The sequence below is a fragment of the Streptomyces sp. NPDC090022 genome (assembly GCF_044748145.1).
GTDB lineage: Bacteria > Actinomycetota > Actinomycetes > Streptomycetales > Streptomycetaceae > Streptomyces.
The window spans coordinates 488,019-501,643 of the sequence record NZ_JBIVFN010000001.1; the positions used below are offsets into that span (position 1 = coordinate 488,019).

Genomic DNA, 13,625 nt, shown 5'->3' on the forward strand with positions numbered 1-13,625 from the left:
GCGCCGCGGCCCCGCTACTTCACCGCCTTGACGTAGTCGCCCCACAGGGACACCGCCCGCGCGCTCGCGGGGGTGTTCGGGGCGTCGCCGCCCAGCCCCGTCAGCGGCAGCGGAACCAGGTCGGTCAGCGCCATCCGGTACACCACCACCGCCGTGATCTCCTTCCCGGTGCTGGCCACGAACCAGCCCGCCGTGTTCGCGGCGGTCGTCCCGGTCTTGCCCGCCGCGCCCGGGTGGGCCTTGCTCACCGCCTTCGCCGAGCCTTCGGTGACCGTGGCCCGCAGCGCGTCCGTCACCGCGCGCGCCGTCCGCTCCGACATCGCCCGCGTCGGCTTCGGCGCGGCGATCGGCACCGGGGCGCCGGCGCGTGTGACCGAGCGCACCGAGTACGGATCGGTGTGCATCCCGTCCGCGGCGAACGTCTGGTAGGCGCCCGCCATCCGGATCGCGCTGGGCATGGAGTTCTCCCCGAGCGCGAACGTGGGGATCCGCGGCCCCAGGCTGGAGGCGAGCAGCCCCGAGCGCTCCGCGAACACCTCCACGCGGTCGAGGCCCACGTCGAGGCCGAGCTGGAGCATCGGGGTGTTGACGGAGTCGGCCACGGCCTGGCGCAGGGTGACCTGACCCCAGTTGCGGCCCCCCTCGTTGCGTCCCTTGACCACCTTGCCGCTGCGGTCCCAGTACGGTCCCTCCGGCGTCTGCACGGTCACCTGGTCGTTGCCGTCGTAGACGGTGGTGGGCGCCACGGGCGTACGGGGCTTGCCGCGCGTGCGCAGCACCCCTTCCTCGAGCGCGGCGGCGTACACGAGCGGCGTGAACACCGAGCCGGCCGGGATCGTCGTCGCGTTCGCCTCGTTGAAGCCCTGCTTGAGGTAGTCGGGGCCGCCGTACACGGCCAGCAGCCGCCCGTCGGGCGCCACGCTCGCCGCGCCGATCTTCGCGTGCTTGTCGGTGTCGGGCCGCTTCTCGGCGTCGAAGTCCTTCTGGGTCTCCTGGACCGCGGCGGTCAGCGCGGCCATCCGGTCCTTGTCGAACGTCGTGTAGACCTGGAAGCCGCCGAGGTCGAACTCCGACTCCTTGATGCGGCCGGCCTTGACCGCGTACGCCTTGGCCATCTCCACCAGATAGCCGTTCTGCGCGCCCGGGATGCCCACCAGGTTCATGCCCGAGGGCTCCGGGAACGCCGTGTACGTGGCGCGTTCGGCGGCCGAGAGGTGCCCGGTCACGACCATCCGGTCCAGGATCCAGTTCCAGCGCTCGACGGCCCGCGCGCGGTTCTCCGCGCTCAGGGCCGGGTCGTAGAGTCCGGCGCCCTTGAGGAGGGAGGCCAGGAAGGCGCCCTCGCTCGGGTTGAGCTGGGAGACGTCCTTGCCGTAGTACGCCTGGGATGCGCGCTGGATGCCGTAGGTGCCGCGCCCGAACCAGCTGGTGTTGAGGTAGTCCTGGAGGATCTGGTCCTTGGAGGCGCGGTTGTCCAGTTTGATGGCGAGCAGGAGCTCGGTGAACTTGCGGCTGAGCGTGCGGTCCTGGTTCAGGTAGGCGTTCTTGACGTACTGCTGGGTGATGGTGGACCCACCCTGGGTCTCGCCGCCGGTCGCCGCCGCCTTCACGGCGCGCAGGACGCCGGTGGGGGAGACCCCGGGGTCCGAGTAGAAGCTGGCGTTCTCCGCCGCGAGCACGGCGCCCCGGACCTTCGGCGGCACCTTCTCCAGCGGCATCTCCTGCCGGCTGACCCAGCCCGTCCGGGCCATCGTGGAACCGTCGGCCCAGTAGTAGACGTTGTCCTGCTGGCGGGCGAAGGAGTTGAGATCGTCGGGAATGTCCGTGACGGCGTAGGCGATCCCGACGAAGCCCGTCACGGCGAGGAACGCGTACAGACAGGCACCCAGCCACTGGCGCGCCGACGGGACCCACCGGCGCCAGCCGGCCCGGCCGGGCCGGGGGTACGCGGGGCGCAGACGCCGCAGCCGTGTCCGCGCGGCGGCAAGGGCCGGGGCCAGGGAATCGGGCACACCGGCACGTATCCGGGCACGTATCCCGGCGCGTACGCCGGCGAGCCGGCCGGTGCCCCGCCGAACCCCCCGGCGTGCCGCGGGCTTGGCACGCCTGCCGCGCGGTCTTCCTCTTCCGACCGGTTCCCGCCTGCCCACTCCGTTTGCTCCCTCTGCCGTGCTTTCCCACACCCTAGAGGCATTGTCTGTGAGGCCCCAGCGGAGGCCGGACCAGGCCCGCACGGCTCCGGGCGGACCGCCCGGAGCCACACCGACGGCGGGTTCCGCTACCGTGCCGTCGCCGGTTCCGGAACCATTCCGACCGCCTTGCAAGGAACGGAACAAGACAGCGGCGGAGTTGTGCGAAGATTCCGTCCCCCGGTTCGTGTGATACCGGGTGACAAGGGGATACACAGTGATACCTAGAAGGTTCAGGCCCGCCGCCATCGGGGCCCTGACCGTGGCCGTCGTGACCGGCAGCCTGTTCGCCTACTCCGCTTCCGCGGCCTCCGGGCCCCGTGACGCGGACCGCGCCACCGCCGACGCCTTTGCCCACATAGCCGACGAGGTCCTCTCCCAGCGCACCCAGGCGCTGGTGGACGGCCAGTCGGTCCGGCACGGCTCCGGCCGCGCCAACTCCAAGACGCGCCTCTCGGCCCAGCTGAAGAAGGAGCAGGAGGCGGCGGTCGAGTCGCTCCGCTCCCGCAAGACGCTGCTGGCGGAGCTCGGCGAGGCCTACACGGGCGCCGACACCCGCGTCTCGGTGGACCGTGCCAAGGTCACGGGGGGCAAGGCGACCGTGCAGGTCACCGAGCACACCACGCTCACGTACAAGAAGCTGCGCGGGGACGAGCCCGAGAACACCGATTTCCGGACACGTTACGAGCTCACGCTCAGCAGCAAGAAGGGCGGTGGCTGGGAGCTCGACTCGATCAAGTCCCAGGAGGCCGGCCCGGTCGCCGTCAACGAGCCGGTCGCCGCCAAGGCGAACGTCATCAAGGACGACGGCAACCAGTACCCGGACGGCACGCCCGCCGCCACGAAGTACCCCGCCCCGGCGTCGAAGCCCAAGGTGCTGACCGGCGGCGCGTACGACTACAACGCCATGGCGAAGTACGCGGAGAAGTACTGGAGCAAGTACAACCCGGCGTACCGGAAGTTCAACGGTGCCGGCGGTGACTGCACCAACTTCATCAGCCAGGCCCTGAAGGCGGGCGGCTGGAAGCACCAGCCGGGCTCCGCCACGGACTACCGCAACTGGTGGTACGACAGCTCCAAGGGCCAGAGCCAGTCCTGGGTCGGCGTGAACGAGTGGGCGTGGTTCACCCTGTCCAACCAGAAGGCCACGAACCTCGCGAACGTGTACCAGATGGACATCGGTGACGTGCTGCAGGTGGACTTCAACAAGGACGGGTCCAAGGACCACTCCATGATGGTGACCTACCGCAGCAAGGCGGGGATGCCGTACCTCACGTACCACTCCACCAACACGTACCGTAAGTCGCTCGCGAGCATCATCGCGTCCAACCCGAACGCGCGCTTCTTCGCGTACCGCACCTGACGGTTGCCCTTCGGGCCCCTTCCGCCGGCGCGTTCCCGGCCGGCGGAAGGGGCCCGTCGCCGTTCCCGGCCCCGCCGGCCGCCCTGACGCGCCCCTGACGCGCTCCCGGCCTGCGGCGACCGGAAGACGTCAGGACGACGTCAAGAAGGGGCGTCCGGGCGGCAGGGACGCGTCAAGGACGGGTACGGCGGCCCCCGCGGGCGACCACAATGGCGGGGCCCTGCCGTGGTTCCAGGGGGTGCCACGGCAGGGCGGCGGCGTCGGGTGAGAGAGGCAGGACGGTGCGAGGACGGGTCGTGGTGGGGGCGAACGGTTCCCCGGGCAGCCTGACGGCGATGCACCGGGCCGCCGCCGAGGCCCGCGCGCGGGAGGCGGAGCTGTGGGTCGTACTGGCCTGGCAGCCGCCCGGCGGCGGGCTCGGTGGCCGCAACAGCTGTGTCCCCTCGGTCCTGAGCGCCTGCCGCGACACGGCGGACGAGCGCCTGCGCGGCATCCTGGACGCCTTCGGCGCGGGCCGGCCGGGCGTGTCCCCGGCCGGCCTGACGGTCCGGGGCACACCGGGGGCCGCCCTCGTCGACGCCGTCCGCGACGGCGGTGACCTGCTCGTCGTCGGCACGGGCAGCCGCGCCCCGCTGCTGCGTGCGCTGCGCCCGTCGGTGGCGCGGTACTGCCTGGCCCACGCCCCCTGCCCGGTTCTCGCGGTACCGCCCAGCCCCCTTCAGGCCGACCTGGACGCCGTACGCAGGCGCCAGGCGTGGCGGATGCCCCTGGACGTCCGCGAGCTGACCCGCTGACCCCTTCCCCCGCTGACCTGCCGGCCGGTGGCGGCCGGGCGTCGACCGGTCGGCCCCGCACACTGGCGTGATCCCGGCTTTCCCGTCCCTCCCCGTACAGGCTTGGGTGACGAGGACACGGTTTCGGCGCAGGGGAAGGCGGCCACGCATGGCGGAATCCACCCGGATCGACACGGGCGAGAGCGAGAACCCCCGGCAGCGCAGGGCCCATTGGCGGCACATCGGCCCCGGGGTCGTCGTCGCCGCGACCGGTGTCGGCGCCGGGGACCTCGTGGCCACGCTCATCGCGGGCGCCAAGTTCGGCTACACCCTGCTGTGGGCCGCCGTGATCGGCTGCCTCGTCAAGATCTCGCTCGCCGAGGCCGCCGGCCGCTGGCACCTCGCCACCGGGCGCACCCTCTTCGACGGCTGGCGCAGCCTGGGGCCCTGGACCACGGTCTACTTCGCCGGGTACGTCGTCGTCTGGGGCTTCGTCTACGGCGCCGCCGCGATGTCCTCCAGCGCCCTTCCGCTCGCCGCGCTCTTCCCGGACACCCTCGACCTGAAGGTCTGGGCGGTGCTGTGCGCCCTGGTGGGGCTGGTCTTCGTGTGGTTCAACCGCTACGCCGTCTTCGAAAAGGTCATGGCGGTGCTGGTCGGTGTGATGTTCGTGGTCACCGTCTACCTCGCGGTCCGGGTCGCCCCGAACCTCGGCTCCGCGCTCGCCGGCCTCGCGCCCGTCCTCCCCGGCGGATCGCTCGTCTACACGCTGGGCCTGATCGGCGGGGTCGGCGGCACCATCACGCTGGCCGCCTACGGCTACTGGGTCAACGCCAAGGGCTGGACGGACGCGGGCTGGATGAAGGTGATGCGGCTGGACAACCGGGTCGCCTACCTCACCACCGGCGTCTTCGTCGTGGCCATGCTGTTCGTCGGCGCCGAACTGCTGCACTCCTCGGGAGTGGCGATCGCCAAGGGCGACCGGGGTCTGCTGGACCTCTCCGGCATCCTGGCGGACCGCTACGGGGCGGTCACCGCCAAACTCTTCCTCGTCGGCTTCTTCGCCACCTCCTTCACCTCCCTGATCGGCGTCTGGCACGGGGTGAGCCTGATGTTCGCCGACTTCGTGACGAAGTACCGCCCCTCGCTGACCCCCGCCGGCACGAGCCGCGAGAAGTCCCTGCCCTTCCGCGCCTACCTGCTCTGGCTCACCTTCCCGCCCATCAGCCTGCTCTTCCTCGACCAGCCCTTCGCCCTCGTCGTCGGGTACGGGGTGATCGGCGCCTTCTTCATGCCGTTCCTGGCCCTCACCCTGCTGTGGCTGCTCAATTCCGCGCGCACCCCGGCCGCGTGGCGCAACGGCCCGCTGAGCAACGGGATGCTGGCGTCCGCCGGGCTGCTGTTCGTGGTCCTGTGCGTCCAGCAGGTACGGGAGCTGCCCTGGTGACGACCGGCGACGGCCGGCGAGGGCCTGGTGACGGCCCGTGACGGCCGGTGACCGGTGCGGCCGCGTGCCGGGGAGCGGCGGGGGACCGGCTGGGCGACCATGGGAGGTGTGGAGGGTGCCGGATGGACGAGCCGATCCCGATCGAGGAACTGATCAGCGGCGCCGCCCAGGACGCCGGTGGCTGGCTGGGCTCCCTGACCGTGGCGCAGGTGGCCACCAGCGCCGACGGGACCATCGTGCGCTGGAACCGCGCGGCGCAGGAGCTGCTGGGGTACGCCCCGCCGCAGATCGTCGGCCGGCACATCTCCGACCTCCTGCACCCCGGCGCCGACCGCAGCCTCGGCCGGTCCCTGTGGGAGACCGCGGCCGCCGGGCGCGGCGTGATGGGCACGGTGACCGCCTGGCACCAGGACGGCAGCCCCCGCGAGCTGGAGATCTGGGCCTGCCCGGTCCCCAGCCGCCGCCAGGGTGCCTCCGCGGTCCTGGTCTTCGCCGCCGATGCCCACGCGGCACGCCGTATCCGGGGCTCGTCGGCCGTCTGGGACGGGCTGTTCGCCCGCTCGCCCGTCGGGATCGCCATCCTCGACACGCAGCTGCGCTTCCTCCAGGTCAACCCGGCCCTGGAGGCGATGAACGGCCTGCCGGAATCCGCCCACGTGGGACGGCGCCTGGCGGACCTGCTGCCGGAGGTCAACGCGGAGGAGATGGAGGACGCGATGCGGCAGGTCCTGGCCACTGGGGAGCCGGTCCTGGACCGCCGCCGCACCGGCCGGACGCCCGCCGACCCCGCGCACGACCGCGTCTGGTCCTGCTCGTACGTCCGCGTGGAGGACCCCGGTGACCGCCCGATCGGAGTGATCGCCTCCCTGCTCGACATCACCGAACAGCAGCGCGACCACACCGATGCCGAGGCGGGCCGCCGCAGGCTCGCGCTCCTCAGCGAGGCCAGCGCCCGCATCGGCGCCAGCCTGGAGCTGGAGCGCACCGCGCAGGAGCTGGCGGACCTCGCCGTGCCGCAGCTCGCCGACGCCGCGACCGTCGACGTCCTGGACGCCCTCTCCCAGGGCAACGAGCCCGGCCTGGGGCTGGCCGGCGGCGTCGCCCTGCGCCGCCTGGGCAAGGCCCCGCTGGCCGGTTCCGCCGTACTCGGCATCCTCGCCCCCCTGGGCAGGACGCTCACCTTCCCGGTCGCCGCCCCCTACACCGTGGCGCTCACCGCCCGGCGCCCCTTCCTGGTCGCCCGCCTCGACGAACAGGCCATCGCCTCCGCCGCCCGCCACACCTCCCGGCCCGCGCAGATCCTGAGCGCCGGGGTGCACTCCTTCATGATGGTCCCGCTCGTCGCGCGCGACCTCGTCCTCGGCCTCGCCACCTTCTACCGCGCCCGCACCGCGACGCCCTTCGGGCCGGAGGACGTCACCCTGGCCGGCGAGCTCGCCGCCCGCGCCGCCGTCAGCATCGACAACGCCCGGCTGTACCACCGCGAGCACGAGACCGCCGTCATCCTCCAGCGCAGCATGCTGCCGCAGCACATCACCCCGCCCCCGGGCATCGAGGTGGCCCACCGCTACCTGCCGGCGAGCGACGTCAACGAGATCGGCGGCGACTGGTACGACGTGCTCCAGCTCCCCGGGGGCAAGGCCGCCCTGCTCATCGGGGACGTCATGGGCCACGGCATCGCGGCCGCGGCGGTCATGGGACGGCTCTCGGCCAGCGTGCGCGCCCTCGCCCGGCTCGACCTGGCCCCCGAGGACCTGCTGCACCAGCTGGAGGCGGCCCTGGACGACCTCGCCGACCCGATGATCGCCACGTTCCTCTACGCCGTGGTCGACCCGCACACCGGCCACTGCCGCATCACCCGGGCCGGGCACCCGCCGCCGGTGACCGTGACGCCCGACGGCACCGTCAGCATCCTCGACCTGCCGCCCGGCACCCCGCTGGGCGTCGGCGGCACCGTGTTCACGACCACCGATCTCACCCTGCCGCCGGGCAGCGTCCTGGTCCTGTACACGGACGGCCTGGTCGAGGCGCGCGGCCGGGACATCGACGACCGCCTCTCCGAACTGACCCGGCTGCTGACCGAACCCCAGCACTCACTGGACCACTTGTGCGACTCCCTGGTCACCCATCTGGTCCCCGCCTCGGCGGACGACGACATCGCCCTGCTCGTCGCCCGCCTCAGTGGATGACGCTGAAGCTGCGCCAGGGCAGGCTGTCGGGGGCCGTCACGTTCGAGAGGGTGGTGGCGACGTAGATGCCGTCGGCCTTGTCCGTCTTCTGACAGTTCGGGGTCCGGTACAGGACGATGTCGACGAGGGTGTTGTTCTCGACGTGGGCGGCGCCGCGCGGGAGGCGGATCTTGTGGCAGCCCGTGACCGGGGTGTTGGTGTAGCTCAGCTCGATCGGTGAGTCGTGGGCGCGGAAGGTGAGCATGCCGACCGTGTTCCGGCCCAGGCCGGAACACGCGGTGGCGGTCAGCAGCAGTGCTGCGGCCCCGGAGATGACGCTGATACGCCGGCGGAGGGACATGGCGCGGTCCTCGTCTGTGCGGTGGCGGCTGTCGTTGCGCACAGCTTCCCCCGGCGGCCCCGGCGCGGCATCCGCTGCTCGGCCGACCGGATGAACCCCGGTCCCGGGCGATGCGGCGGTGACCGGATGAAGCCGGTCCCGGGCGATGCGGCCACGGCGCAGGAAGGCCCGGTTCCGGTCAATGTCGCGCGTGTCCGTATCGGGTCCTTACCGGGGCGCCGCCGCTGTGCTGACATGGGCCACGGCAGGAAATGGCATGTCCATGTCCAAGTCTGTGCCATGCCCCTTTCCACGCCCCGTACCTGTCCCTGTCGCATTCGACTCGGAAACCGGTCCCGGACGAATGGAGAAACGAAGATGCTCTTCCGCAGGCTGGCCGTCGGCGCCGCGGCGGCCGTGTTATCGGCCCTGGCCCTCCCCGCCCAGGCGAACACCGTGCACACACCGCCCGGAAGAATCACCGTCGACGTCGTCGGCGTCAACGGATCGGGGTGTCCGCAGGGGACCGCGCACGTCGCCGCCGCCTCCGACAACACTTCCTTCACCGTCACCTACAGCGACTACCTCGCCCAGGCGGGGGCCGGTGCCGGCGGCACCGAGTTCCGCAAGAACTGCCAGCTCGCCCTGCGCGTCCACGTACCCCAGGGGTTCACGTACGCCATCGCCCGGGCCGACTACCGCGGCTTCGCGCACCTCCAGCGCGGGGCCTTCGGCCAGGAGCGTGCGAACTACTACTTCCAGGGCATGGCCCAGACGGCCCGCACCACCCACCAGTTCAACGGGCCCTTCACCGACAACTGGCAGGCGAGCGACCAGACCGAGTACGCCGACCTCGTGTGGGCGCCCTGCGGCGAGGAGCGCAACCTCAACGTCAACACCGAACTGCGCGTGTACGCCGGGACGTCGAACCCCCAGGCCCTGAGCTTCATGAGCATGGACTCCACGGACGGCAGCGTGAGCACGGTCTACCACTTCGCGTGGCGGGAGTGCCCCGGGGCCTGACGCGGCGTGAGCACCGAGCACCGCCGAGCACCGCCCGAGCACTGCCGAGCACCGAGGCCCCATACCCGGTCAGGAGCGACAACGATGTCACCTTCCGTGTCCCGTACCCTGCTCACCGGCGGCGCGGCCGCCCTCCTGCTCGCCACGGCGACCCCGGCCGGAGCGGCCGGCCCCACCCCGCCGATCACCGCACCCCCCGACAAGATCGTGATCGAACTCGCCACGGTGAACGGCTCCGGCTGCCGCGAGGGCACCGCGGAGGTCGCCGTCGCGCCGGACAACACCGCCTTCACGGTCACCTACAGTGAGTACCTCGCCCAGGTCGGCCCCGGCGCCCCGCCGACCGCCTTCCGCAAGAACTGCCAGCTCAATCTGCGCGTGCACGTCCCCTCGGGATTCACCTACGCCATCGTCCAGGCCGACTACCGGGGATTCGCCTTCCTCCAGCCCGGCGCATGGGGCCAGGAAAGGGCGAACTACTACTTCCAGGGAATGCCGCAGACCTCCCAGCGCACCCACCAGTTCAACGGTCCGTTCAACGACAACTGGCAGGCGACCGACAAGACGGAGTTCGCCGATCTGGTCTGGGCGCCCTGCGGAGAAAGGCGCAACTTCAACATCAACACCGAATTACGCGTGTACGCGGGCACGTCCAACCCGCAGACCGCCACCAGCTTCATGGCGATGGACTCCACGGACGCGAGCGTCAGTACGCTCTACCACCTCGCCTGGCAGCGGTGCCCCACCCCGCGCCACGACACCCCGCGCCACGACGTCCCGCGCGCGGATAAATAGCTGTACCGGCTTCGGCCGCGGGCCCTACAGTCGGTCCTGCGCGCCGCCGATCGGCGGTGGCGCCCATGATGTCGAGCGAGGGGAGCCCAGGCCATGTGTCACCACAGCACTGTCCTCGCTCCCCGGTCGCGGTACGACGTGATCCTGGTGTCCTCGCCTTCCCGGTGACCGCTGCGCGGCCGTCACCGGACCGCCCGACGACGGCAGCAGGACCTGACGTCCGCACATCAGATCCACCTGCTCCGGATCCGCTCACCGCGGGATCCGCTTCCCTGTCCGGCCCGGCGTGGCCGGCCCCTGCCCCGGCCGCGTGCCGGGCGGCGCCGGTCACGCCCCGGGGCACCCGCCCCGCCGCCGTACGCCGTCGGGACATCGCGCCGCCCTGAAACACCAGCACCCAGAAAGGCCTCGGGCCGTGCGCACCCACCTGAACACCGGCATCACCGCCGTCCGCAACCTCGGCATCCTCGCCCACGTCGACGCCGGCAAGACCACCCTCACCGAACGGGTCCTCTACGCCACCGGCGCCATCCACAAACGCGGCGAGGTCCACCGGGGCACGACGGTGACCGACTTCGACGCCCAGGAACGCGACCGCGGCATCACCATCTTCGCGGCGGCCGTCAGCTGTACCTGGGACGCGCACCGGATCAACCTCATCGACACCCCGGGACACGTCGACTTCGCCGACGAGGTCGAGCGTTCGCTGCGCGTGCTCGACGGCGCCGTCGCCGTGTTCGACGCCGTCGCGGGCGTCGAACCGCAGAGCGAGTCCGTGTGGCGGCAGGCCGACCGCCACGGCGTCCCGCGCATCGCGTTCGTCAACAAGATGGACCGTGTCGGCGCCGACCTCGACCTGGCCGTGGCCTCCCTCCGGGACCGCCTCCACGTGGTTCCGCTCGTGGTCCAGCTGCCCATCGGGCGCGAGGACGGCTTCACGGGCGTCGTGGACCTGGTGCGCATGCGCACCCTGGTCTGGGCCGCCGGCGAGGACGCGGGCACGGAGGGTCCGGTGCCCGACGCCCTGCGGGAGGAGGCACAGGCGCGCCGCAGGATGCTGGAGGAGCAGGTGGCCGAGCTCCACCCGGCCGCCCTGGACGAGTACTGCGCCACCTCGGCGCTGTCCCCGGCCACCCTGGCGGCCGCCCTGCGCGAGCTGACCCGCACCGGTGAGGGCGTGGTCGTGCTGTGCGGAACGGCCTACCGCAACCGCGGCGTCGAGCCGCTGCTGGACGCCGTCGTGGCCTACCTGCCCTCGCCCGCCGACATGCCGCCCGTACGGGGCACGCTCGGCGAGCGGGAGCAGGAGCGGGCCGCCGACCCGGCGGCGCCGTTGGCCGCGCTCGCCTTCAAGGTGAACGCGACGGCCACGGGACGGCTGACCTGCCTGCGGGTCTACTCGGGAACGCTGCGGAAGGGGGACACCGTGCTGGACGCCGGAGCCGGCCGCACCGAGCGGATCGGCCGGATCCTGCGCGTGCAGGCCGACCGGCACGCCGAGGTGGACCGGGCCGTGGCCGGGGACATCGTCGCCGTCGTCGGGCTCAAGGGGGCCCGCGCGGGCGCCACGCTGTGCGCGCCGCAGGCCCCGCTGGTCCTCGAACCGCCCACGGTCGCCGCACCGGTGGTGTCCGTGGCGGTCGAGGCGCGCACCGGGGCCGACACGGGCCGGCTGTCGGCGGCGCTGGCCCGGCTGGTCGAGGAGGACCCGTCGCTGGCGGTGCGCACCGACCGGGAGACCGGGCAGACCGTGCTGTCGGGGATGGGCGAGCTGCACCTGGAGGTGGCGGTGGAGAAGATCCGCCGCGACCACGGGATGGAGGTCGGCGTCGGCCGCCCGCGCGTGACGTACCGGGAGACGGTGGTGCGCGGGGTGTCGGGGCTGGTGTACCGGCACGTCAAGCAGGACGGCGGCGCGGGTCAGTTCGCGCATGTCGTCATCGACGTGGAGGCGATGGAAGCCTCCGGCGACGATGCGAGTACCGGTACCGGTACCGACGCCGCGGGCACCGGCGGCTCCTTCGGCTTCCGGTCCGTCGTCGTCGGCGGCCGGGTACCGCAGGAGTACGTCCGCGCGGTGGAGGCCGGCTGCCGGGACGCGCTCGCCGAGGGTCCCCTCGGCGGTCACCCGGTGACGGGGCTGCGCGTCACCCTGATCGACGGGGCCACGCACCCCAAGGACTCCTCGGAGATGGCGTTCCGGGCGGCGGGCCGCTTCGCGCTGCGCGAAGCCCTGCGCGCCAGCGTGATGGAGCTGCTGGAACCGGTGGCCGAGGTCGTCGTCACCGTCCCCGACGAGGCCGTCGGCGGCGTCCTCGGCGACCTCGCCGCGCGGCGCGGCCGGGTCACGGGCTCGTCGGCCACGCGGACCGGGACCACGGTGATCACGGCGTCCGTGCCGCTGGCCGAGCTGTTCGGGTACGCCTCCCGGCTGCGCGGCCGGACCCAGGGCCGGGGCACGTTCACCTCCCGGCCCACCGGCTACGCGCCCGTGCCCGCGGCGGTCGGCGCCGACGTGCGCTCCGGCTGACGCCGGCCGGCGGTGTGCCGGCCCGCACCTCAGAAGGTGCAGGCCGGCACACCGTCCAGCCACGCGGGGCCCTGGATGTAGATGTTGGTGACCCAGGCCCGGTAGTCCGGCAGGTACGACCAGGCGTCGTTGGTGTAGCCCTCGGCGGTGACCTTCTCCGCGTGCTTCTGGCACTGCACGCGGATCGTCGTCGGCCCGGGGAAGGCGTACACGCGCGCGGCCCTCGTCGACGGCTCGGCCTTCGTCCACACACCGGTGCCCCAGGTGCGGAAGACGTGCCCGGTCGCCGGTCCGGGGTCCACGCGCACGGCCCCGAAGTAGTCGCCGTTCAGCCGTACGTCGCTGACCATGAGCCTGGTGCCGGACTGCCTGGCCTCCACCATCTTGCCCGCGCCGAGGTAGAGGGCGATGTGGTGCACGTGCTGCGAGGTGCCCCAGACCAGCAGGTCGCCGGGGAGCAGCGGCGCCAGGCCCTCGGCCGCCGTGAAGCGTCCGGCCGCGCGGTGCGTGTAGTACTGCGCACTGGCCACCCCGTTGAGGAGGTCCTCCCCCGTGGCCTCGGCGTACGCGTACCGCACCAGCCCCGAGCAGTCGAAGCCCAGCCGTTCGGGATCGTGCTCGCTGGCCGGATCGGTGGGGTCCACCTGCCCGTACGTAGGGCCCGGCCGCTCCCCGTGGCCGCCGCCCCAGGTGTACCAGACGTTGGCGGCCACCTGCGCGCAGGCGGCCGCGACGGCGCCCCGGGCGGCCCCGGAGCCGCCTGGGGCCAGCGGGCCGCACGCGGCGTCCGCGGACGGTGTCGTACGGTCCGGGGCGGCGGCGGACGCGGCCGCGGACGCGGGGGAGCACAGCAGGACGGCGGCCAGGAGCGCGACGAGCGGGCCGGCGAGGCCGGTTCGGCGGAACATGACGGGACCCTCGATTCCAGGAGGTGGCGGCAGCGGGGAGACGGCGGAACGCGGTGCCGGCGTACCGGCGTGGTGTGCGACGGGCGTAC

10 protein-coding genes are annotated in these 13,625 nt (G+C 72.7%); 7 read left to right on the forward strand and 3 right to left on the reverse strand.

Annotated features, from left to right (window positions below; all coding sequences use genetic code 11):
* Positions 1-14 precede the first annotated feature (14 nt).
* Entirely contained in the window at positions 15-2,012 is a 1,998-nt protein-coding gene (locus tag ACIPXB_RS02200; RefSeq protein WP_401443359.1) for a transglycosylase domain-containing protein, read from the reverse strand.
* A gap of 448 nt (positions 2,013-2,460) precedes the next feature.
* Here ACIPXB_RS02200 and ACIPXB_RS02205 point away from each other — a divergent pair, with 448 nt between their 5' ends.
* From ACIPXB_RS02205 to ACIPXB_RS02220, 4 genes are all read left to right on the forward strand, one after another.
* A complete protein-coding gene (locus ACIPXB_RS02205; RefSeq protein ID WP_401443362.1) occupies positions 2,461-3,552 on the forward strand; it encodes an amidase domain-containing protein in 1,092 nt (363 codons plus the stop codon).
* Between the two features lie 281 nt (positions 3,553-3,833).
* A complete protein-coding gene (locus ACIPXB_RS02210) occupies positions 3,834-4,346 on the forward strand; it encodes a universal stress protein (protein WP_401443365.1) in 513 nt (170 codons plus the stop codon).
* Between the two features lie 148 nt (positions 4,347-4,494).
* The gene (locus ACIPXB_RS02215; RefSeq protein ID WP_401443367.1) at positions 4,495-5,772 is read left to right on the forward strand and encodes an Nramp family divalent metal transporter; all 1,278 of its coding nucleotides are present in this window, start codon (positions 4,495-4,497) and stop codon (positions 5,770-5,772) included.
* Between the two features lie 122 nt (positions 5,773-5,894).
* Positions 5,895-7,961: a SpoIIE family protein phosphatase gene (locus ACIPXB_RS02220; RefSeq protein ID WP_401443370.1), complete on the forward strand. Its 2,067-nt coding sequence runs from the start codon at positions 5,895-5,897 to the stop codon at positions 7,959-7,961.
* Here the strand turns inward: ACIPXB_RS02220 and ACIPXB_RS02225 are convergent.
* Positions 7,951-8,301 (reverse strand): hypothetical protein, encoded by a 351-nt coding sequence (locus ACIPXB_RS02225; RefSeq protein WP_401443373.1) that lies wholly within the window; start codon positions 8,299-8,301, stop codon positions 7,951-7,953. The genes ACIPXB_RS02220 and ACIPXB_RS02225 overlap by 11 nt on opposite strands.
* Positions 8,302-8,658: 357 nt before the next feature.
* Between ACIPXB_RS02225 and ACIPXB_RS02230 the strand changes: the two genes are divergently transcribed.
* From ACIPXB_RS02230 to fusA, 3 genes are all read left to right on the forward strand, one after another.
* Entirely contained in the window at positions 8,659-9,303 is a 645-nt protein-coding gene (locus tag ACIPXB_RS02230; protein ID WP_401443376.1) for a DUF4360 domain-containing protein, read from the forward strand.
* 84 nt (positions 9,304-9,387) lie between these two features.
* Positions 9,388-10,098, forward strand: coding sequence for a DUF4360 domain-containing protein (locus tag ACIPXB_RS02235; RefSeq protein WP_401443378.1), 711 nt, complete (start codon positions 9,388-9,390; stop codon positions 10,096-10,098).
* 415 nt (positions 10,099-10,513) lie between these two features.
* On the forward strand, positions 10,514-12,628 hold the full coding sequence (fusA, locus tag ACIPXB_RS02240) for an elongation factor G (RefSeq protein WP_401443380.1): 2,115 nt from the start codon (positions 10,514-10,516) through the stop codon (positions 12,626-12,628).
* A gap of 29 nt (positions 12,629-12,657) precedes the next feature.
* Here the strand turns inward: fusA and ACIPXB_RS02245 are convergent, their stop codons facing one another.
* Positions 12,658-13,536 carry a C40 family peptidase gene (locus ACIPXB_RS02245; protein ID WP_401443383.1) on the reverse strand — a complete coding sequence of 293 codons (879 nt, stop codon included), beginning with the start codon at positions 13,534-13,536 and terminating at the stop codon, positions 12,658-12,660.
* Positions 13,537-13,625 lie beyond the last annotated feature (89 nt).

Coding starts and splice junctions, on each gene's coding strand:
- ACIPXB_RS02215 (WP_401443367.1), top strand. CDS start 4,495: ATGGCGGAATCCACCCGGATCGACACGGGCGAGAGCGAGAACCCCCGG.
- ACIPXB_RS02220 (WP_401443370.1), top strand. CDS start 5,895: ATGGACGAGCCGATCCCGATCGAGGAACTGATCAGCGGCGCCGCCCAG.
- ACIPXB_RS02225 (WP_401443373.1), bottom strand. CDS start 8,301: ATGTCCCTCCGCCGGCGTATCAGCGTCATCTCCGGGGCCGCAGCACTG.
- ACIPXB_RS02230 (WP_401443376.1), top strand. CDS start 8,659: ATGCTCTTCCGCAGGCTGGCCGTCGGCGCCGCGGCGGCCGTGTTATCG.
- ACIPXB_RS02235 (WP_401443378.1), top strand. CDS start 9,388: ATGTCACCTTCCGTGTCCCGTACCCTGCTCACCGGCGGCGCGGCCGCC.
- ACIPXB_RS02245 (WP_401443383.1), bottom strand. CDS start 13,536: ATGTTCCGCCGAACCGGCCTCGCCGGCCCGCTCGTCGCGCTCCTGGCC.